Annotated in this window: 19 protein-coding genes and 2 pseudogenes; 16 read left to right on the top strand and 5 right to left on the bottom strand. The window is 31.9% G+C overall.

The window, feature by feature from the left end:
• The first annotated feature begins 31 nt into the window (after positions 1-31).
• The 5 genes and pseudogenes from BWGOE10_RS13845 to BWGOE10_RS13825 all read left to right on the top strand — a co-directional run bounded on the left by BWGOE10_RS13845 (position 32) and on the right by BWGOE10_RS13825 (position 5,601).
• A pseudogene (locus BWGOE10_RS13845) lies at positions 32-1,808 on the top strand (ABC transporter substrate-binding protein).
• 159 nt (positions 1,809-1,967) lie between these two features.
• Positions 1,968-2,591 carry a YhbD family protein gene (locus BWGOE10_RS13840; RefSeq protein ID WP_070143456.1) on the top strand — a complete coding sequence of 208 codons (624 nt, stop codon included), beginning with the start codon at positions 1,968-1,970 and terminating at the stop codon, positions 2,589-2,591.
• Between the two features lie 13 nt (positions 2,592-2,604).
• A complete protein-coding gene (locus BWGOE10_RS13835) occupies positions 2,605-3,315 on the top strand; it encodes a polymer-forming cytoskeletal protein (protein WP_070143454.1) in 711 nt (236 codons plus the stop codon).
• Between the two features lie 18 nt (positions 3,316-3,333).
• Entirely contained in the window at positions 3,334-4,041 is a 708-nt protein-coding gene (locus BWGOE10_RS13830; protein WP_070143452.1) for a cytoplasmic protein, read from the top strand.
• A 24-nt stretch (positions 4,042-4,065) separates the two neighbouring features.
• Positions 4,066-5,601: an MDR family MFS transporter gene (locus BWGOE10_RS13825; protein WP_070143450.1), complete on the top strand. Its 1,536-nt coding sequence runs from the start codon at positions 4,066-4,068 to the stop codon at positions 5,599-5,601.
• Between the two features lie 54 nt (positions 5,602-5,655).
• Here BWGOE10_RS13825 and BWGOE10_RS13820 read toward each other — a convergent pair whose 3' ends face one another.
• Complete coding sequence (locus tag BWGOE10_RS13820) at positions 5,656-5,976, bottom strand: hypothetical protein (protein WP_002136820.1); 321 nt, start codon at positions 5,974-5,976, stop codon at positions 5,656-5,658.
• A 412-nt stretch (positions 5,977-6,388) separates the two neighbouring features.
• Between BWGOE10_RS13820 and BWGOE10_RS13815 the strand changes: the two genes are divergently transcribed.
• The 4 genes and pseudogenes from BWGOE10_RS13815 (at position 6,389) to BWGOE10_RS13800 (ending at position 11,089) form a co-directional block, all read left to right on the top strand.
• On the top strand, positions 6,389-7,171 hold the full coding sequence (locus BWGOE10_RS13815; RefSeq protein WP_070143448.1) for a BC_2878 family exosporium-associated protein: 783 nt from the start codon (positions 6,389-6,391) through the stop codon (positions 7,169-7,171).
• A 389-nt stretch (positions 7,172-7,560) separates the two neighbouring features.
• Positions 7,561-8,331, top strand: a complete 771-nt coding sequence (locus tag BWGOE10_RS13810; RefSeq protein ID WP_070143446.1) for a GNAT family N-acetyltransferase — start codon at positions 7,561-7,563, stop codon at positions 8,329-8,331.
• A 632-nt stretch (positions 8,332-8,963) separates the two neighbouring features.
• Positions 8,964-9,645: pseudogene (locus tag BWGOE10_RS13805) on the top strand (CsxC family protein).
• A 127-nt stretch (positions 9,646-9,772) separates the two neighbouring features.
• Positions 9,773-11,089 (top strand): BC_2427 family protein, encoded by a 1,317-nt coding sequence (locus tag BWGOE10_RS13800; protein WP_070143444.1) that lies wholly within the window; start codon positions 9,773-9,775, stop codon positions 11,087-11,089.
• Positions 11,090-11,323: 234 nt separating this feature from the next.
• On the opposite strand, the gene BWGOE10_RS13795 is transcribed toward BWGOE10_RS13800, so the two are convergent.
• Positions 11,324-11,755 carry a GNAT family N-acetyltransferase gene (locus tag BWGOE10_RS13795; RefSeq protein ID WP_070143442.1) on the bottom strand — a complete coding sequence of 144 codons (432 nt, stop codon included), beginning with the start codon at positions 11,753-11,755 and terminating at the stop codon, positions 11,324-11,326.
• Between the two features lie 227 nt (positions 11,756-11,982).
• Between BWGOE10_RS13795 and BWGOE10_RS13790 the strand changes: the two genes are divergently transcribed.
• Positions 11,983-12,843, top strand: coding sequence for a DegV family protein (locus BWGOE10_RS13790; protein WP_070143440.1), 861 nt, complete (start codon positions 11,983-11,985; stop codon positions 12,841-12,843).
• A gap of 77 nt (positions 12,844-12,920) precedes the next feature.
• Here BWGOE10_RS13790 and BWGOE10_RS13785 read toward each other — a convergent pair whose 3' ends face one another.
• Together BWGOE10_RS13785 and BWGOE10_RS13780 are read right to left on the bottom strand one after the other, a co-directional pair.
• Positions 12,921-13,124, bottom strand: coding sequence for a hypothetical protein (locus BWGOE10_RS13785; protein ID WP_070143438.1), 204 nt, complete (start codon positions 13,122-13,124; stop codon positions 12,921-12,923).
• Positions 13,125-13,205: 81 nt separating this feature from the next.
• On the bottom strand, positions 13,206-13,409 hold the full coding sequence (locus BWGOE10_RS13780; protein ID WP_070143436.1) for a hypothetical protein: 204 nt from the start codon (positions 13,407-13,409) through the stop codon (positions 13,206-13,208).
• Positions 13,410-13,875: 466 nt separating this feature from the next.
• On the opposite strand from BWGOE10_RS13780, the gene BWGOE10_RS13775 reads away from it, so the two are divergent.
• Positions 13,876-15,144: a helix-turn-helix domain-containing protein gene (locus tag BWGOE10_RS13775; RefSeq protein ID WP_070143434.1), complete on the top strand. Its 1,269-nt coding sequence runs from the start codon at positions 13,876-13,878 to the stop codon at positions 15,142-15,144.
• Positions 15,145-15,360: 216 nt separating this feature from the next.
• Here BWGOE10_RS13775 and BWGOE10_RS13770 read toward each other — a convergent pair whose 3' ends face one another.
• Positions 15,361-15,948 carry a GNAT family N-acetyltransferase gene (locus tag BWGOE10_RS13770; RefSeq protein WP_070143432.1) on the bottom strand — a complete coding sequence of 196 codons (588 nt, stop codon included), beginning with the start codon at positions 15,946-15,948 and terminating at the stop codon, positions 15,361-15,363.
• A gap of 407 nt (positions 15,949-16,355) precedes the next feature.
• Here BWGOE10_RS13770 and BWGOE10_RS13765 point away from each other — a divergent pair, with 407 nt between their 5' ends.
• The 5 genes from BWGOE10_RS13765 to BWGOE10_RS13745 all read left to right on the top strand — a co-directional run bounded on the left by BWGOE10_RS13765 (position 16,356) and on the right by BWGOE10_RS13745 (position 20,562).
• Positions 16,356-17,981 carry a M3 family metallopeptidase gene (locus tag BWGOE10_RS13765; protein ID WP_070143430.1) on the top strand — a complete coding sequence of 542 codons (1,626 nt, stop codon included), beginning with the start codon at positions 16,356-16,358 and terminating at the stop codon, positions 17,979-17,981.
• A gap of 33 nt (positions 17,982-18,014) precedes the next feature.
• Positions 18,015-18,716 (top strand): 5'-methylthioadenosine/adenosylhomocysteine nucleosidase, encoded by a 702-nt coding sequence (locus BWGOE10_RS13760; RefSeq protein ID WP_070143428.1) that lies wholly within the window; start codon positions 18,015-18,017, stop codon positions 18,714-18,716.
• A 29-nt stretch (positions 18,717-18,745) separates the two neighbouring features.
• The gene (locus BWGOE10_RS13755) at positions 18,746-19,420 is read left to right on the top strand and encodes an NIF family HAD-type phosphatase (protein ID WP_070143426.1); all 675 of its coding nucleotides are present in this window, start codon (positions 18,746-18,748) and stop codon (positions 19,418-19,420) included.
• A 129-nt stretch (positions 19,421-19,549) separates the two neighbouring features.
• Positions 19,550-19,978, top strand: a complete 429-nt coding sequence (locus tag BWGOE10_RS13750) for a GNAT family N-acetyltransferase (protein WP_070143723.1) — start codon at positions 19,550-19,552, stop codon at positions 19,976-19,978.
• 92 nt (positions 19,979-20,070) lie between these two features.
• Positions 20,071-20,562: a DinB family protein gene (locus BWGOE10_RS13745; RefSeq protein ID WP_070143424.1), complete on the top strand. Its 492-nt coding sequence runs from the start codon at positions 20,071-20,073 to the stop codon at positions 20,560-20,562.
• Positions 20,563-20,578: the final 16 nt, after the last annotated feature.

The following is a 20,578-nucleotide window of genomic DNA, read 5'->3' as shown; positions in this document are numbered from 1 at the left end:
AAGATGGAAGCTAGAAATGAAAAAGGGTAGAATGAAAGAGGAAGATTTTTCATCTTTTAGGGGGGCGTTTTATGACTATTTTGGAGCAATATATGCACCTATGGCTCCAGTATGGAAAAGGGAGATCAGAGGGGGAACAATTAGAAATAACTATACAAAATATATCTGAAACATTATTTTGTACAGAGCGAAATAGTAAATTAATCATAAAAAAATTAGAAGAATTTAATTGGATTATGTGGTTTCCAGGCCGAGGGAGAGGGAATCGTTCAAAGTTGTTATTTCAAAAACATCCACTTTCTTTAATTTTAGAAAGAGGAAAAGAAATAACGAAACAAGGGGACGTAAAAAGCGGGAGTGCATTTATTGAAAGATATAGCTCGTATTTCCCATCACTTCAAACGCAATTTCAAACGTGGATTGATTCGATATTCGGTTATCAAGTCGAAAGGACATCTAAAGGGAGAAGAGATGTGCTACGTTTGCAAGTGCAAATGAATCTAGATATTGCATTAGACCCTGTATACGCTACGATGCGTTCGGAATGTCATATGGTAAAACATATATACGACACATTAGTGTATGTAGAAGGAAATACAAATAGTGTAGAGCCAAGACTTGCGTTTTATTGGGAATATGATGACCAGAAATATATATGGACTTTTTACTTACGAAAAGGTGTTCAGTTTCATAACAGGAAAGAATTTACCGCTCATGACGTTGTGCATACATTTAAACGATTTATGAAAACAAAAAATAACCCGCATGCTTGGATGTTACAGCACGTTGAAAGTTTACATATTCTTGATGACTACATTGTGCAGATTCGTTTATCTACAGATAATAAGTTGTTTTTACATGCTTTAAGTACAGAACAGTGTTCGATTGTAAATGAAGATGAAGACGGGAAGTTAATTGGTACTGGACCGTTTCGGTTATGTGAAAAGAATGAGGATGTATTCGTATTAGAAGCAAATGATTTATATTTTTGCGAGCGACCATTTCTCGACCGAATTGAATTATGGAATGTAGAGCACAGAGTTAATACGTGCGATATATTAGCGAAAGCACGTTATAATAATATAGAAAAGCACCATAAAGAAGTATCTAGACTTGAGTTGAATGTAACTTACATTACGTTAAATACTGCAAAAGAAGGACCTATGCAAAATGTGATGTTTCGGAGAGCTTTATATAAAATTATTCATGGTAATAATATTGTTGAAGAATTACAGGGAGAGCGCGGAGAAGTAGCGGATGAATTAGTACTCACAAAGAACGGTACAATTCAAATTAACAGGGATATACATACACTTATTAAATGCAGCTCTTATCGTAATGAAACACTGCGACTATATACATTTACAGGAGAAGATCACGTTGAAGATGCGCATTGGATACAAAAAGAATGTGCAAAATACAGAATTAAAATTGATATTGAGTTTCTTGAACAAGAAGAGTTATTACAAATGAGTACGATACAAAAGGCTGATATAATGCACGATAGTGCGACGATTAGCGAACGGATAGAAGATAGTTTACTATATATGTTTCTTACAAAAAACAGCTTTATTCATCAGCATAGTAATATAAACTTTAACGAAGTATTGCAGCTTTATTTTACAGAAAATCAATTAGAGAAACGGGTGACACTGTTACGCGATATTGAGGACACACTGTTACGTGAAATACATATCATTCCTTTATATCGTAATAAACAGCGAGTAAGTTCACACGAAAAAATACAAAATATAATGATTAATTCACAAGGCTGGATTGATTATTATGATATATGGTTTAAATCTTGATATATAAAGGTTCTTATGCATTTTAATAAAATGCGTAAGAATCTTTTTTCTTATAAAAAGGAGGTTTGTTTTACACATTGTTACGCTACTTATTATAAAAGTTCGTTTACAACGTAACAGTGTTATGTTGCATTGTTGTCAGGAAGGAGTGACATACAGTTGAGTACAGATTTAATTTCAAAAAAAGATTTATTAGAACTAACTGGTATTTCATACGGACAGTTATATAGGTGGAAGAGAAAAAATTTAATACCGGAAGATTGGTTTGTACGGAAGTCAACGTTCACAGGTCAGGAAACATTTTTTCCGAAAGAAAAGATATTAGAACGTATTGATAAAATCCAAACGATGAAAGAGGATTTATCACTTGATGAATTAGCAAATATGTTTTCACCGAGCGTGACAGAAATTCATTTAACAAAAGATGATGTTGTGTGTAAGGGTATTGCATCAGAACCAGTTTTACAATTCTTTATAGAACAAACGAATAAAACAGCAGAGTTTCAATTTGTAGATATTCTTTATGTGTATATGTTAGAAGAATTTCTTCAATCGGGAGACGTTAGTTTAGAAGAGGGGAGAATGGTCTTACAAGTACTAAGTGAAAATTACGAAGCGATTAAGCATAAAAATTGTGACGTAATTATCGTTCGAAAGTTAGGGATTTCTACATGTTTCTTAGTTTCAAACGTGGATGATTTAATTTTTGAAAAAGGAACAAAAATTGTTTTACGTGAAGCAATTATGAAATATACCGAAGCATTAAAAACTAAACTGTTGTAGTGGAGGAGAAATAATGCGTACAGAAAATTTAATTATAAATGGTTACGGTTCATCGAATGGCGGTGAATTTCACAAAGTGCAGCTAAACGGAAAAGGAACTGTTAATGGAAACGTTGAATGTGAGAAATTTGAATGTAATGGTTACGGTGCAGTTACTGGTGATTTGAAAAGTAGTAATGCAAGAATTAGCGGATCGGGTAAAGTTGATGGTACAGTTAGCGCAGAAATGATGCGAATCGATGGGAAAGCGACAATTACACAAGATGTAAAGGCGAACAGTTTAAAAATTGCAGGAAAAGGTACGATAGGTGGAAATGTCACCGGTGAAGAATTTAAAATCAATGGTCAAGCGACGATTGATGGTAATTGCGAGGTTGATGTTTTTTCTTCTGAAGGACAATTTACAGTTGGTGGATTATTAAGCGCAGATGAAATTAATATTAATATTCACGGTACATGTAGAGCGAAAGAAATTGGCGGTCAAACAATTAAAGTAAGACATAGATTGAGTACTTTTAGTAAACTTTTTAAAACAGTATTTGGCCTGCAGTTAGAGGCTGAATTGTTAGAAGGTGACAATATCGATATTGATTATGCTCACATTAAAACGGTAAGAGGAAACAATGTTACAGTAGGACCGAACTGTGAGATTGATCTTATTGAATATACAGGTGTACTTAATGTTGATAAAAACGCAAGTGTGAAAGAAATTAAGCAGGTTTAAAGGAAGGGAGCAATCGATATGGAAAATCAACATAGTCTTACTGTAAATGGATCAGGTAGTTCAGCAGGCGGAGATTATAACAAAGTAAAGATACGCGGCGAAGGAACAATCTCTAATCATATGAGTTGTAATGATTTTAAAACGTATGGTACGAGTGAAGTACGTGGCAATATGAAAGCGAAAATTTATGTCGTGTATGGAGATAGTGAAGTACAAGGGAATATGGAGGCGGAATATGTAAAAGTATATGGCAATGCCCAAGTACAAGGCGATGGACAAATTAATAAAACAAAAGTTAGAGGTATGATAGAATTTAAAGGGAAGCTATCCGGTGATTTCGTAGATGTGAAAGGCGCTTTAAATGTGAAGGGAGATATAGAAGTAGAGGAATTATTACTAACTGGTGGTCTTGAAAGTGATGGTTTGCTTAATGCTGAAAATATTGAAATCTCACTTCGTTATGAAGGAAGTAAAGTGAGAGAAATCGGTGGGAAAAAGATTACAGTACGTAAAAAAGCGAGATTTATTCCTTTTACAAGTCACGCAGGAAGCCTTCAAACATCAATTATTGAGGGGGATGATATTTATTTAGAGCATACAATAGCAGACGTAGTAAGAGGGAATCGTGTTATAATTGGCCCTGGCTGTGAAATTAGTATTGTAGAATATCATACTAGTTTTAACCAAAAAGGAAATGCAGTCGTAAAAGAACATAAACAAATATAAGTAGTATGAGGGAGAGCAAGAGATATGGTTGAGAAGAATAATAAACTTGGCTTCGTTGTTGCCGGTTTATTGCTAGGTATCTTAATGGCATCAATGGATAATACCATTGTCGTAACAGCAATGGGAACTATTGTTGGTGACTTAGGAGGTCTTGAAAACTTTGTATGGGTTGTTTCTGCCTATATGGTTGCAGAAATGGCAGGTATGCCGATTTTCGGTAAGCTATCAGATATGTATGGTAGAAAGAGATTCTTTATTTTCGGTTTAATCGTCTTTATGATTGGTTCGGCACTTTGTGGTACTGCTGAAAATATTACACAGTTAGGTATTTATCGTGCCATTCAAGGTATTGGCGGCGGGGCACTAGTGCCAATCGCATTTACTATCGTTTTTGATATTTTCCCTCCAGAAAAGCGTGGGAAAATGGGTGGTTTATTCGGAGCAGTATTTGGTTTATCAAGTATTTTCGGACCATTACTTGGCGCATATATTACGGATTACATTAGCTGGCACTGGGTGTTCTATATTAACTTACCACTTGGAATTTTAGCACTTATTTTTATTACATTATTTTATAAAGAGTCACGAGTTCATAGAGAACAAAAGATTGATTGGTTTGGCGCAATTACTTTAGTTGGTGCAGTAGTTTGTTTAATGTTCGCTTTAGAATTAGGCGGACAAAAGTATGATTGGGATTCTAGCTTTATTTTAAGTTTATTTGCAGGGTTCGCTATTTTAGTAATTGCTTTTATTTTTATTGAACGAAAAGTAGCAGAACCAATCATTTCATTTGAGATGTTTAAACAACGTCTATTCGGAGTGAGTACAATTATTGCTTTATGTTACGGGGCGGCATTTATGTCAGCAACTGTGTACATTCCGTTATTTATTCAAGGTGTATACGGTGGTACGGCAACAAACTCAGGATTATTGTTATTACCAATGATGTTAGGATCAGTAGTTACAGCGCAGTTAGGTGGATTTTTAACATCAAAACTTAGCTACCGAAACATTATGATTATTTCTGCTGTAATTATGCTAATCGGATTATTCTTATTAAGTACATTAACGCCAGAAACAAGTCGTATATTATTAACAATTTATATGGTTATTATCGGTTTTGGAGTTGGTTTCTCATTCTCTGTACTAAGTATGGCTGCTATTCATAACTTCGGTATGGAGCAACGCGGGTCTGCGACTTCAACGAGTAACTTCATTCGTTCATTAGGTATGACACTTGGTATTACAATCTTCGGAATGATTCAAAGGACTGGTTTCCAGGATCAATTAGAAGAAGCGTTTAAAGGTATGAGCGGGGGAATGAATACAAACGCTTTAGGAGATTCAAGAGCTATTCTATCAGAATCGGCAAGATCTCAAATTCCGCCGCAAATATTAGATGAAATTATTGATGCTCTTTCTAGTTCAATCGTTCAGACATTTATGTGGGCGTTAGTTCCAGCAAGTTTAGCGTTCGTATTCATTTTCTTTATGGGAAATGAGCGCATGGTATATAAGAAAGAACAAAACAAGGTGAAAAGTGAAACATCAAAAGCGTAAAGAAAAAGCTCCTTTCAATTTTGAAAGGAGCTTTTTCTTATGTACGGAGTCGAATTAGCCTTCGATAATTTCGTATTCTTCGTCTGCTAATAATAAAATGTGTGTTTTCTTACCTTTGTTTTGAACTTCGATTACATCATATGTACCTAAGTCTCTTAGCTTGCTTTGAGAAGCGTTAACCATAACTTCCATAGAATCAATTAAGATATCTTCTTCAATGTATGATTCAGGCAATGCCATATCTTCAGTATCTAACACACATGCGTATAGATTTTGTAAGTTTTCAGCAGTTGGGTTTTGTTCCTCAACATCAATAATGTTTTTTACTGCTTCCATATTTTCTTCTTTTACTTGATATACTTTAATTTTAGTCATTGTTTTAATCTCCTTTATAACGTAATCGTAGAGGCTGCAATTCATCCCGCAATAACGAGCAGTAGACTCCCACCTCAAGATGAAGAAAGAAATGATGAGGACGGCAGGAGATAACTGCCCGTAAGAGCCCGATTGGTGAGGGCTAACCATTAGTAGGAGATAAAGTTCCCCCCTAATAGAAGTTTCACTTTATTATAACGCTTTTTTGTTGAAAGATGAAATTGTTATATGCATTTATAGTGAAAAATATATTTTATTACTTATTTGAGGAACGATTAGTTTCTTAATTTAACAGGCATATGTCTGTATACTTATCTAGACTAATATTAGAGTTATATTGTCCAAGCTTTTCTTACATGCCTTTCATATTATATTTATTAGGTAAAACATATAGGAAAGGAATGGAGAATCAGTGGATTGTGAGCCGAAACGTGATTGTCAATGTTGTCAAAATAGTATATGTGAATTTTTGAAAAGCTTAGATCCTTATTCTAGGGTTGAGAGTATCGTAATAGACGGAAACGAAATAGTTGTATCCTATTTTATTTCATTTAATGAGATAAAAGGTATAGTGTCGTTTGCACAAGAAGACAGTGAGGTAATATTTGTAGATTGTTCAAGAATTGATGCGATTCGAATAGGGAAAGTTTGTAGTTGTAAAACGAAAGTTAAATTTATTGAAGAGGAATTCAGTTTACTTGGAAATGTTTGTCCACATTGTTTAACTGAGGGAAGTACACTATTCTTCGATTTTAATAATCCTGAATTAAGTTTATCTTTACAGGCAACAACGATTGATCCACCTAGATGTATTGAATTTGTAGATGAGCTTGGGAATGTAATAAAGCAAATTACTATAGTAGGTGAAGCGATTGTTTCTAAAGATTTCGTTCCGGTACCTGAACTGTTAGATTTTCGATTAATCTTATCGGATATAACTGGAAATTCATTAAAATTTGGATTACTGTTTATTAATTTTCCTGATATTACGTTTATCATTCTTTTCGCATCAAGGGGATACCTCAATATAACGAACTGTTTAAAAATAGAGAGTGGAACAGGTAATGTCGAAATAGAAGAGATGAAAAAAGAGATTATTAACGACGATAGTATGATGTACAATTCAATTATTAAGTTAACTAAACTATATATAAATGGTGAGACGGAATCTTATACTTCTAAGAAGGCGGTATAACGTATCTATTTCAATTAATTCTCATACACTATGCTATGTATGAGAGTTGTTACATAAAATATATTAATCGATTAAATGTATCTTGGATCCCATCGCTCTAATTCTTTAAATTTTTACTGAAACTGAGTAAAGTTTGCATAAAGTAGGAATATTAATTCTAAATTAATGAGTAGATAAGTATGTAGCATTTTTTATAGGAAAATCATTTCAATAGAATTAGATGTTATAATAAATTTGCATTTACGTATAATTTATAATTATTTGATATTTGAAGGTTGAGTTTCATAGACATTTACTTAGATAATAAATAAGTGTGTATAAAAATACTAATAAAAGTTAACTCATGAAAATGTTGAGCCTAGTTGATTTTAAAGAAAGCAGGAATGTAAATGATATATGAAGCAAATATACATACAAGAAAAAAGTTAGTTTCTATGTTTGAGGATTTTAATAATGTTGTTCTTCTTTCTTATTTGCAAGGACATATGGGGACTGCTTGGGTGAATGACCTTAAAAATCCGACAGTAGCACAAATTTCGGTAGGAATTTTTACATTTTACGCTGGAGACTCAAATGCGAAAGAAACAGAAGAGTTAATACGTAACATCCCTGAAAGAATTTTAGTAATCGTAAATAGTGATGAGTGGAGAAAGCGTTTAGAAACATTTCATGAAAGAAAAATAGATAAGTTTTTGAGATATAAATTCAAACGAAATCCAAAAGTATTTAATCACTCAAAATTAAAATCTTTTATAACTGCACTTCCAAAAGGCTATGAATTAAGAAAAATAGATAAGCATATTGCGAATAATCCAACCCTGCATAAGGTTTCTAAAGATTTTACAAGTCAATTCCAATCAATAGATGATTATGTAAATCGAGGCATAGGTTATAGTATTTTATATGATGGAGAAGTCGTATGCGGCGCATCATCATATAGTATTTATGATGATGGTATTGAAATTGAACTTGCTACTGATCCGAATCATAGAAGAAAGGGTTTAGCGACTGTAGTTAGTGCGGCCTTAATATTGGATTGTTTAGAAAAGGAGCAATATCCAAACTGGGATGCAGCTAATAGTACTTCTGCTAAATTAGCAGAAAAGTTAGGTTATGTTTTTGATAAAGCGTATGATACTTATTTTGTGAATAATAGGTAAATGAACAAGTATACAACGTCATAAGGCTATCAAATCTAGTGAATTAACGTTAATTAGTTGTATTTTCTATAAAATTGCAAACATAAATTAGCTAAAGGCGTTTAAGGATATGTTAAATAAGGAGGAAACGACAATCAGATTAGTTTCCTTAGAAGTGTTGATAAATTCTATTGTAGAATTTGAGGATAAAACAATGATATCAATGATAAGAATGATGGGATTTCACAAAATTTTGGGTATAAAAACCGACTTTTTTAAGTCGGTTTTTATTTTTTGTCAGTAGAGTGCCACCAATATTGATTTGTTGTTTTATGGAAAGTATTAAATGAAAAAATTAAATGTATCTGTCTCAATAAATTTGATTTTTCTTCCATTACTATTGAATATAATTAACCCATCAGTTCCTACTTCCGCTATGAGGGTTCAGAAATTCTCTTTTTTATAGGTAGATAATTATAAAGGCTCCATATATTTAGTTCTGTGTGTTTAACTAGCAACCCAAAATCGCTACTTTATTTTGTAAATGATGAAAGTAACTATTACAGGAACCCACGCATTAATAGAAGACAAACATATACAGTATAGAGAGTTAAAAAAGCTCTAAATATTTCATATAAAGGAGATTATAAAATATGAGCGAACAATGCCCAATTAATGTACCATGTCAGGTAGAAGGACAAATTCAAACACCATTAAGTGATGAAACTGCAACACCAATTCTTACTCCAGGAACACCGATTATAAAAATACCAGTTGTATTAGCTGAGAGAACAATTCAAATTGTTGTAGAATCCGATATTTCATTAGAGCCTCCAGCAGTTGAAATTAAACGTATTTTTAACACAATGTAAGCTAGTTCCTGTAGCATTCACTCCAGTAGCAGGTACAAATTACCGCCGAGTTACAAGAGCAAAATTATTTGTACAAGGATATATTCGTAAAAATATTGAATATGCAGGCGCAGGATGTAATGCAGTGTTATTTGATCGTATTGCAAATGTTCCATTCTCTGGTTTTGCAGATTTAGCAGATGGTGATTTTCTATCACAAGCTTTAGTAGCTTTTTCCTCAGACACTACATCTCACTTTATTAATCCTAAAAATGGTGATTTACCACGTTTAGACAAATACTTCTTCGAAAATACAGTTTTTTATAATGAACAACCATATTGTGAATTAGTCAGCGCTCAATTTTTCGAATTAGACTTTTCCCCTTGTCCAACAGACTTAAACGAACCATTTGATACTCTTCGTGAAAAAATTGTACTAAATCTTACTTTAAAAGTTTTACAAGTACAACAAGTACAAGTATAAAACTAAAAAAGCATTGTCTTTAATAAAAAGACAATGTCTTTTTTATTATTATAAAACATATATAATGATGAAATGGTCGCGTATAAAAAGCATATTTTTATGAATTTCATCAGATGGGGGGATGGTGATGAATAAGCCATGGGTTGGTAAAGAAATATGGAACAAAGTTTACAAATGGAAAATGCTGAATGTTCAAGATGATTCGCGCGAAATAAGAGAAAAAAAGGAAAGTAAAGAAACTAAATCAAAAAAAGAAGATAAAGTAATTGGATTAGAGAAAGAAAATGAAGAAACTGAATCAACAAAAGAAGATAAAGTAATTGGATTAGAGAAAGAAAATGAAGAAACTGAATCAACAAAAGAAGATAAAGTAATTGGATTAGAGAAAGAAAATGAAGAAACTGAATCAAAAGAAGAAGATAAAGCAATTAAATTAGAGAAAGAAAGTGAAGAAACTGAATCAAAAAAAGAAGATAAAGTAATTGGATTAGAGAAAGAAAATGAAGAAACTGAATCAAAAAAAGAAGATAAAGCAATTAAATTAGAGAAAGAAAGTGAAGAAACTGAATCAATAAAAGAAGATAAAGTAATTGGATTAGAGAAAGAAAGTGAAGAGACTGAACCAGCAAAAAAAAACAAAGTGATTGGATTAGAGAAAGAAGAAGTAGCAAATGAATCAGAGAAAAAAAGTGTAGAAACTGAATCAAAGAAAGAAAGTATAGATTCAGGATCAAAAATAGTGACTTCAGTACGTTCAATAGTACTGAAAACTCCATTTTCTATTATTTCGGATGTGACTAGTTTTCTGAAATTTCCTAATATTAATGTGAAAAATCAAGAAGCATTTGTATTTCAAAATGAAAAAAAAGCAGGGTGTCGAGAACTAGATGCTAAGTTATTAACTACAGTGCAACATTATCATGGAGAAGTTAATTGTAATTTAGTTTCTTCAAACCTTCATGAAAAGAGAGTGCTTTTAGAACTTTCTAATCAAAAAGTAAAAGGGAATATGGAAGAGAATTGGGTAGGCACATCTTCGTGGATTCCTATCCACGGTATAATATTAGAGAAGGAAGATGAAGCAGACGTAAATAATTATATAACTGCGAAATTACCAATAGAAATAGGGAGATATAAAGGTGAAATTAGTTTACAAGAAAAGATGGTATTTAAAGAAAAAGTTATAGGAATAAAAGAGGTATCACAGGAAATTATTTTGACAAAAAAAGAATTCTTATTGCCAAAAATAATAAAGAAAGGACATAATCCATCTATAATTGAAAAAGGGAGCTTACTTGTAGAAGGCTATATATTTCAATGTATTGAATTTATATCAGAACGAAGTACATCTCATGATAAGCTCTATCAGTTAATGCAAAATATTGTATTGGAATTAACTATCCAATTATTGCAAGAACAGGAAGTTCGTGTGCGGATTACATAAATAATCATATCTCCATCGATTAGCTAAAAATTTCTTCAGGAGTATGTAATAGAGAAACTTAAAAATAGTGCTAGCAAGTTTACAAACGAGCTAGCTAATAAGGGGTGGGAAAAGATGTGAACTATAACTGATGGGTCGATTGAAAATACTAGTTATTAAGATAGATGAAACGGATAAATCTTTGTTAAAACATGAGGTGTAATACAATGTGTATCCCCTCTAATTAGAGAAAACTCACAACTTAAATAGTAATACATGTTTATCATACGTTTTTAAACACCAATTATATTTTTTTAGAATAATTGGATGGACAACCTCTTGCGTAGTATCGACTTCAGTAAAACCGTATTTTTTATAAAAGTTTTTTAATTCCTCGAAAGGGAGACAAAATACATTTTGAATATATAATTCCTTCGCTGTTTGTACTAAAAATAAAACGAGTTCTCCCGCTAATTGTAATCCTCTAAATTTAGGAAGTATGAAAATACCACCCATTTCAATAGTATCTTTATCAATTTGAACTAAACGACCTACACCTGCATACTCGCCGTTGTATGTAATAATCGCAACTTTATCCCGCTTTAAATCACTTGGTACAAATCCTATTGATTCGTATTGATTATTAATCCATTCTAAATCTTTAGAAGTAGCTAGTTGTATACTCATAAGTAACCCCCTTTGGAAAAGTATTAATATTCTCATTATATATAGCTCAATAACTAGTGAAAAGAGGATAAATCAAAATCATTTTTCTTAACAGTTCAAGTTTTGAGGAAGAGTGCATACAATATAAAGTACTTTCCCTTTCTTCATTCTTGTTTTACGTATATAATTTAAAAGTAATATTTTTATTTTATTTTTTTATATATTTATAACAGAATAGAGGTTTAAAAATGAGTGTTAAAATCATTACGGATAGTGCGGCGGATTTACCGGTAGAATTGCTGCAAGCATATGATATAGATTTAATTCCACTCCGTGTATATGATGAAGCAGAAACAGAGTATTTAGATGGGGTTACATTAAAATCAGTTACTTTATTACAAAAAATGAGAGAAGGCGCGGTTTATAAAACATCATTGCCTTCACTTGAAACATTCCAAGAAAAATTTGTTTCCTATGCAAAAGAAGGTAACCCTTGTATATATTTAGCTTTTTCATCTGAATTGTCTGGTACATATCAATCGTCAGTTCTCATTAAAGAAGAAGTGAAAGAAACATACACTGATTTAGATTTAGAAATTATTGATACAAAATGTGCCTCACTCGGTCAAGGTATTGTCGTATTAGAAGCTGCAAAAATGGCAAAAGAGGGCGCATCAAAAGAAGAAATCTTAAACCGTGTCGCTTTTCTAATGGAGCATATGGAGCATATCTTCACTGTAGCTGATTTACAGTACCTTGTAAGAGGTGGCCGTTTAAGTAAAGTAGCTGGTTTCATCGGTGGTTTGCTAAACATTAAGCCGATTTTAAATGTGGATGAAGGAAAACTTGTACCACTTGAAAAGGTAAGAGGGAAAAAGAAAGTATTAAGCCGCATTGTTGATATTATGGAAGAGCGTGGCAAAGACCTTAAAGGTCAAACAATCGGTATGACTCACGGTGATGATTTAGAAACTGCCGAAGCATTAAAAGCATTAATTACTGAAAGATTCGGCTGTGAAGTATTTATTGTAAATACAATTGGAGCAGCAATCGGAGCGCATACAGGACCAGGTGCGTTAACATTGTTCTTCTTAAATGAAGTAGAGTAAAGGATTGATCTTTTGATCAATCCTTTTTTTATTCTATTATAATTGTTTTTTGCGAAAGAAAAATATGTAATTTTATATTAGTTAGTAACTTTCTTTTTAGTAGGTAAGAAGGTAGATAGGAAACCGGTGAAGGCTAGCATGAAACCAAATGTTTCAGTATCATCAATTACTAAACCATTGTTCCACTGATAAAGGAAGGATGCTAGCAATAAAAGAGTAGCAGCGCCTCCAACATATCTTACTATTTTTCGTGTTGAATCTTTTTTTGTTTTTACAATCATATTTATCATCCTTTCATATTTACTAAATAATTCGACGAAATAATTTCTAGGATGTGATATGGATAAATTCATCTATGGAGTCTATTTATTAACTTTCTCGTTAATAGGTAAGAAGGTAGATAGGAAAGTGATGATAGCTAGTCCAAAGCCGACTCTTTCAGTATGATCAATTACTAAGTCATTTTTCCATTGATAAAGGAAAGAAGCGATTATTAAAAGTAAAGCAGCGCCTCCAACATATCTTACTATTTTTCGTGCGGATTCATCTTTAAGTCTTACAATCATGATTATCGCCCTTTCATATTTAATAAATAATTCGATAAACTAACTTATAGGATATGACAGTTATAATCAAACTATTAAGATTAATTAATGTGTTTTGAATTTACAATAGATGCCCTCTATGTAATTGGCAAGTTTAATCAACCATACTATCCAAATTAAGAATGATAGTTTACATTTGATTAAAATCCTTTTTATTAAATTTATCGTAATTAAAGTATACAGCGCTGTTTTTGTTAATAACAAGTAGTAAAATTGTATGAAAAAAATAGCCAAAAAAACCGATTTTTTACCATTTAATTTAACAAGAAATATAGAAATAATCAAAGTATGAATGTACAATTTAAATAGTTGATACATTTTTTTACATATGGGAGAATGTCCATTTTATTTAGTATGTAAGTTTAAGAGATACATAATGACTTAATTAGTAAAAAGCTTGAAATGGTTAAACAGGGAGAGTAGAGGGATGGAAATAGGGGAACGTATTCGGCAAGTTCGTATGCATAAAGGATTAACACAGGGGGATCTCGTATCAGGAATATGTTCAATAACATATTTAAGCAGAATAGAAAGTGGGAAAATCAAACCATCATCATCTTTTTTAATAAAAGTTTCAAAGAAGCTGGGTGTTAATTGTGATTTTCTTATAGATGGTAATCATGAGGAGATAAAGCTTACTATTCTTGAAATATGTGATAAATATAAAAAAGATAAAAGTATAACTGAAGCTGAATTATCTTTGTTAGAATTATACGTTCGTGAAGTGGACTCAATTCCTTTATTATTAAAGACGTATGGCGTCATCATATACTATCATGTCCGAAATAAAAACTTATTATATGTGAAGTTATTTGTAGAACAAGCTTCGCAAATGATTCCAAGTCAAGTGGAAATGCAAAATACTGAAGATTATATATATTATTTAAGAGCTCGAGGTCTTTATTTTTCTAATAAAGGGGATTATTTTACAGCATATGAAGTTTACAAAAAGATAGAAAATATGCTGGAACCAGAAGAGACCGAGTTGCACGCAGATACGTATTACAATCTAAGTATAGTAAGTCAGAATCTTAATAAAGATCAAAGTATTAGTCGCATATATGCAAAAAAAGCATATAAATTGTATAAAAAGTTTAATATAGAACAATATAAAATTTATGCGTTAATACTTCTTGCGATGCAATATAACAAAGATAAACAGTATGAACAAGCATATGAAACTTTAAAACAAGTAGAAAATGAATCAAAGGTGGAAAATGAGCCATTAAATTTATGTTTTTTGAAATATAATTATGGGAAAATTTATCAAGCATTAAAAGATTATAAAAATGCAATAAAGTGTTACGAGGAAAACTTGATTCTTTGTGAGTATTTACCAAACAAAGAAGGTAAGGTATATACAATTCAGAATTTAATGGAAATTTATATAGAATTAAAAGATTGGCAAAAAGTAACTAAACTTATAGATGAGGCATTTGAAATTTTATCGATTTGTGATGTACCGTATGCCCATGTTCAACTATATGGATTTAAAGCGGAAAAATCTAAAATATGGGTAGATTATAATGGATATGAGAAGAATATGAAAACAGCAATTGAGATGGGGATAGAAAAACAGCAATATAGCTTAGTTGCCGCATTAGCTTATAAATTGGGGGATTATTATTATGAGAATCGCTCATATAAATTATCTGCTAAGTATTTTAAAATATCAGCTGAAAATAAAATGGATTAAAACAGGGTTTCAGTAATATGTTTTCTTAGTTTATAAATTATTAGAGGTTATCCTAAAGATTACGTGTTTTAACGCTCCTAGGGAGACCCTTTTTTTATCCCGCATTAGCGGTTCTGGATGGGAAGAACCGCTAATGTGAATTGCGTATGTTAAGTAAAATAAAAAAGAAAAAGCCAATTTCCTTATCGTATGGAAATTGGCTTTTGTTTATCTGTATTATAGAAACTGGCCAACTGGAAAATCAAGATTGATAGTGGTATGGCGCAACATTGATTTATGGAAGTTCGCTTTCTTTGAAAACAAACGCATTAAAACAACAACTTCTAAGGATTCACTAGATAAAGCATCTTCATCTTCTCTACCAATAAGCACTATATCCGGTAAAACAGGCCAGGAACCAGCGCGATTATAAAAGGGAGCTAAAGATGGTTTACACGTGAATATACCGAAATCTATATCGCTTTGTTTTTCAATCCAAACAGTAGCTGCAGCAACTGTTTGTAAACCTAAACCTTGCCCATGATAATCTGGATCAGTCGCTACACAACTAAGTCCGGCTATATTAAATGTTTGCCCATTATGATGGATAGTTTTGCGCACTACACCTGCATAGCTGACTAACTTTCCATCTATGTAGGAATAAAATGTGCGTACATTAAATTCTTTAAGGTGAGTTTCTGGTATTTTTTCCTCAGGCAGGGGATCAAAATCTGGCCAAACCCGATGTAGCATTACAGCAATTTCGCGTCGTAATGCATCAGATGCTTGATTATAGTTGGTCGATTGTACAATATGAGTTGTCATAAGTTATTTTCTCACTTTCTTCTATGTTTAAATTATATATATCGGTAAAAGTCAGCATCTTTAGATTGTTAGGTTGATATTTTTTTCGATCTGTTTGAAATATATTTAAAAATCAGTTCCAGTCATTCGAGCTAGCATAAATGTTATTAAAAATATTGAATCGCAAGTAAAAGCTCTGATTTATTTGATGCTTAATAAGCTTAGAATAACATAAAAAGAATAGTCATTATTTTTTAGAGCATCCTAAAGTTTATCATCTAATAAGTTAGGAAGAAATAGAAAATTGAAATATCAAATTACATTCATATAAGTTTGAAGATTTCAAGATATTAAAATTTAGATAGTTAATATATAATAGTGAAGAGAGTGAATTTTTGTAACTATTTGTAAAAAAAGGAGGGTGCAAAATGAATAAAATAATACAAGCCCAATCTCAATCTCAATGGGATTTGGACAGGTTATATCCTCAAGAACAAAACTTCACGTTTTCTATAGAAACGATAGAAAGATTAAAAATTGAATATAAAGCAACGAAAGACTCAGTAATCCTTTCACAACTTATTCAAGCTATCGAAAAGGCGGAATATTATTTGTATTGCCGTTCCACTGAAGAGGATGTACAACCTGAAAATGCTTTACTAAGTGTAAAAATAAACCAATTAAAGAAAGAAGTTCAGCTATTAATAGAATCTAGTAAGCAACAAGATATTAAAACTAATAATTTAAGTATTAAACTAATAGAAAATGAACTAAAAGCTTGGGAAGATATGTACATACAATTACGGAATAAATTAGAAATAACTCACGATAAAGAGACTTTATCTTTTGGACAAGCGAATTATGTTGCGATGAATAGTGATGATCATAATGAAAGGTCAAAAGTATTCGATTCTCTTACAAATACTTTGAATAAGGAAAAAGAAATCTTTGCTACTGTATTGAATCAAATAGGAAGATTACGTAACACAAAGAGTAATGAATTAGAAAGGAGAGCAGTTTTAACTCAATCCCTTCAAATGAATGGCATTTCTGAAGTTGTATTATCACAAATGTGGGATGCAACGGAATCTAAACTTGATAAGCTAGTAAGTGCTTTAAACGCTTTTAAAAAGGAAAAGAATTCGATTACATGGCATGAACTCATGACATTAAAAGAAAGTAATGAGAATGTTTTTCCTTTTTCAGTAGGAGTACAAACCATATATGATGCATTTGAAAATATAGATGAAGAATTGGTAAAGTTCGCGCGGAATGCGATAGCGAATGGCTGGGTCGATGCTGAACCGAGAGATAATAAACCACCGGGTGGATTTTGTGCTCCTTTTTTTAGCGAAAAAGAATCACGTATTTCAATGCGCTATGATGGAACAATTGATAGTGTAAGAGTACTTGCTCATGAATTAGGACATGCTTGGCATTTTTATGTTATGAGTTTGGAACAATCTACTTCATTTTTAGATGATTATCTGCCAATGAGTACAGCTGAATCAGCCTCTATTTTCTTTGAGATGGTACTTGTAGATCACTTAATAAAAACAGCAGAATGTACAGAAATGAAAAAGGCATTGCTTAGCTGGAAAATTAGAAATAGCTTTAATTATGTTATGGCAATTCGTGCATCATTCCAGTTCGAAAAGAGTTTTTATGAAAAAAGTAAAGAAGGTCCTATAAGTGCTGATGAAATTGAGAAATTATCTATAGCAGCGCAAGAAAAGGCATACGGAAATGCACTAACAGAATATCAGCCGTTTGTTTGGATGAAATACGTTCAGTTTTATATAGCAGATGTTCCTTTTTATAATTATCCATACACATTTGGTTATTTAGTAAGTTTTAGTTTACTAGAATTAGCGAAAGAAAATAAAAGTGAATTTCATTTGAGGTATAAAGAATTTTTGCGAGAAACGGGAAAAGCTCCAGTTGAAGAACTGATGAAAATACATTTTGAAATTGATTTAACAGATTATGAATTTTGGAATAAAGCTTTTATACAAATAAATAAAGATATTGATGAATATTTGCAGCTTATGTAGGGGGAGAACAAATTAATAAAGGGGAATACATACATGAACAGAATCGGTATTATCGGAGCAATGCAAATTGAAATAGACTTACTTTTAGAAAAACTACATATAAAAGAGGAACATACAGTCGCCAACATGCCTTTCTATAAGGGAGAGTTCATGGGTACAGAGATCATAATTACTCGCTGTGGTGTAGGGAAAGTAAATGCAGCGGCATGTACACAAATTTTAATTAATAAATTTGATGTGGATTCTATCATAAATACAGGTGTTGCGGGTGGATTACATCCGGATGTGAAAGTCGGCGATCTAGTTATTTCTACAAATGTTACCCATCATGATGTTAATAAAAATCAAATGAAGAATCTATTTCCGTTTCAAGAAGCTTTTCATGCAAGCGAGGAATTAAGAGATTTAGCCCGAAAAGCTGTTAATAGTAGTAGTTTAAATATTACTGTTCATGAAGGAAGAATCGTCAGCGGAGAATGCTTCGTCGAGGATTCAAGATTAAAGGAGCAATTAGTCACTGAATATGCACCTCATTGTACTGAAATGGAAGGGGCAGCAATTGGACATGTTGCTCATATAAATGACATACCGTTTCTAGTTATGAGATGTATTTCTGACAGTGCAGATGATTCAGCGCAAGTTTCATATGATGACTTTGCGAAAACCGCAGCGAATTATTGTTCAGAAATTATTGTTGAGATGATTAAAAATATTTCGAGTAAAACTGTATTGTAGTTCATAAGTAAAGAATGGGAGAGAATGTCATGTTACAAGCACTAATTTTCGATATGGATGGAACTTTATTTCAAACAGACAAAATTTTAGAGTTATCACTAGATGATACATTTGATCATTTACGTTCACTACAATTATGGAATACGGTAACTCCAATTGATAAATACCGTGAAATTATGGGTGTGCCTTTACCTAAAGTTTGGGAAGCTTTGTTACCCAATCATTCTAATGAAGTAAGGGAACAAACAGATGCATATTTTTTAGAAAGGTTAATTGAGAATATAAAGAGCGGAAAAGGTGCTTTATATCCGAATGTAAAAGAAGTTTTCAATTATTTAAAAGAAAATGATTGCTCAATTTACATAGCTAGTAATGGTTTAACAGAATATTTGCAAGCAATCGTATCTCATTATGATTTAGACCAATGGGTTACGGAAACGTTCAGTATTGAGCAAATACAATCGCTTAATAAAAGTGACTTAGTAAAAAATATTTTGATGAAATATGATATAAAAGAGGCAGTGGTAGTTGGTGATCGTTTATCTGATATAAATGCAGCTAAAGATAATGGCTTGATTGCGATTGGATGCAATTTTGACTTTGCAAAAGAAGATGAGCTTGCTCATGCTGATTTAGTAATTGATGATTTAATGGAGTTGAAGGGGATATTACCAGAATTAAAGAATACTTACATAACAAATTAAATAAATTCACATTCAAATAAATGCTCAGGATAATATATTCTTGGGCATTTTTATTTTTTAAAAAGATACATTTGGATAGAGAAAGTGGGGAGTAAGCTGGAAAATATACAAATAAAACGAATTGGAGATTTGCTAAAATATGAGGTCAATCACCTTGTCCAGGAAAGTAAAGAAGAAGGTTTTAACTTGGTATTAAAATTAAAAAATGAATATGAAAGTAAAAGAAATAGGTTTAGTAAAACAGGTGAATGTTTATATGGAATCTTTCGAGAGGATACGTTAATTGGAATTGGAGGATTAAATCAAGATCCGTATACGAAAGATAATAAGATTGGTCGATTAAGGAGATTTTATATTGCAAAAGATTACCGGCGGAAAGGATTAGGAAGCTTACTGTTAGGGAGAATCTTAAGCGATGCAAAAATCTATTTTAGTATTGTTGTCTTACAGACAGATACAGAACAAGGGGACCAGTTTTATACTTCGAGTGGATTTGCGAAAGGGATAATATATGTAAAAACGAGTCATTATCTAAACTTAGATAAAAGGATGCAGTGAATTATTATTTGTCATGAAAGAACGTTTGTTCTTTTTATGTGGATTCATGATATAATTTATCTAAATCTATTATTAGAATGGGGAATTAGATGATGGGGGAAAATAAAATTATTAATGATTTTAAAGAATATTCAATTTGGGTAAGCACATTGAAAGATATGAAAGAAGAATTGTGGACAGCACCAATATCAGAGGGGAAATGGACTGTTGGTGAGATAATATCTCATATTATGAACTGGGATGAATATCTTTTAGGTGAAACGTTATCATCAGTGAGAGAAGGACATGGAATGGAGTTCCCTGATTTTGATACATATAATAAAATAGCATCTAATTATGCAAAATCAGGTATATCTAAGAGAAAACTTATTGAAGAAGCAAAAGCTAAAAGAGAGTTACTTGTAAAAGAGGTTTGTCGACTGTCTGTTGATAAACTAAATGAGCATTTAACTGCCAATGGAGTAGCTTATTGTCCTCATACCGGAATGCCTTATTCTCTTATATATATTATTAAAGAATTTGTAGATCACGATAACCATCATAAAAGGCAGATCATTAATTTTTTGAGTGAAAATGATATTTAAAAATCACCTTGTTAAC

The sequence above is a fragment of the Bacillus mycoides genome (assembly GCF_001757995.1).
GTDB lineage: Bacteria > Bacillota > Bacilli > Bacillales > Bacillaceae_G > Bacillus_A > Bacillus_A mycoides_B.
Note: the sequence above shows the minus strand (reverse complement) of the source record. Positions and strands in the feature narration are given on the sequence as shown.

Excerpts from the sequence above, each read along its gene's own strand:
- BWGOE10_RS13830 (WP_070143452.1), top strand. The coding sequence starts at position 3,334 with ATGGAAAATCAACATAGTCTTACTGTAAATGGATCAGGTAGTTCAGCA.
- BWGOE10_RS13790 (WP_070143440.1), top strand. The coding sequence starts at position 11,983 with ATGAGTGTTAAAATCATTACGGATAGTGCGGCGGATTTACCGGTAGAA.
- BWGOE10_RS13760 (WP_070143428.1), top strand. The coding sequence starts at position 18,015 with ATGAACAGAATCGGTATTATCGGAGCAATGCAAATTGAAATAGACTTA.
- BWGOE10_RS13775 (WP_070143434.1), top strand. The coding sequence starts at position 13,876 with ATGGAAATAGGGGAACGTATTCGGCAAGTTCGTATGCATAAAGGATTA.
- BWGOE10_RS13800 (WP_070143444.1), top strand. The coding sequence starts at position 9,773 with ATGAATAAGCCATGGGTTGGTAAAGAAATATGGAACAAAGTTTACAAA.
- BWGOE10_RS13810 (WP_070143446.1), top strand. The coding sequence starts at position 7,561 with ATGATATATGAAGCAAATATACATACAAGAAAAAAGTTAGTTTCTATG.
- BWGOE10_RS13770 (WP_070143432.1), bottom strand. The coding sequence starts at position 15,948 with ATGACAACTCATATTGTACAATCGACCAACTATAATCAAGCATCTGAT.
- BWGOE10_RS13745 (WP_070143424.1), top strand. The coding sequence starts at position 20,071 with ATGGGGGAAAATAAAATTATTAATGATTTTAAAGAATATTCAATTTGG.
- BWGOE10_RS13820 (WP_002136820.1), bottom strand. The coding sequence starts at position 5,976 with ATGACTAAAATTAAAGTATATCAAGTAAAAGAAGAAAATATGGAAGCA.
- BWGOE10_RS13835 (WP_070143454.1), top strand. The coding sequence starts at position 2,605 with ATGCGTACAGAAAATTTAATTATAAATGGTTACGGTTCATCGAATGGC.
- BWGOE10_RS13780 (WP_070143436.1), bottom strand. The coding sequence starts at position 13,409 with ATGATTGTAAGACTTAAAGATGAATCCGCACGAAAAATAGTAAGATAT.
- BWGOE10_RS13785 (WP_070143438.1), bottom strand. The coding sequence starts at position 13,124 with ATGATTGTAAAAACAAAAAAAGATTCAACACGAAAAATAGTAAGATAT.
- BWGOE10_RS13765 (WP_070143430.1), top strand. The coding sequence starts at position 16,356 with ATGAATAAAATAATACAAGCCCAATCTCAATCTCAATGGGATTTGGAC.
- BWGOE10_RS13755 (WP_070143426.1), top strand. The coding sequence starts at position 18,746 with ATGTTACAAGCACTAATTTTCGATATGGATGGAACTTTATTTCAAACA.
- BWGOE10_RS13795 (WP_070143442.1), bottom strand. The coding sequence starts at position 11,755 with ATGAGTATACAACTAGCTACTTCTAAAGATTTAGAATGGATTAATAAT.
- BWGOE10_RS13825 (WP_070143450.1), top strand. The coding sequence starts at position 4,066 with ATGGTTGAGAAGAATAATAAACTTGGCTTCGTTGTTGCCGGTTTATTG.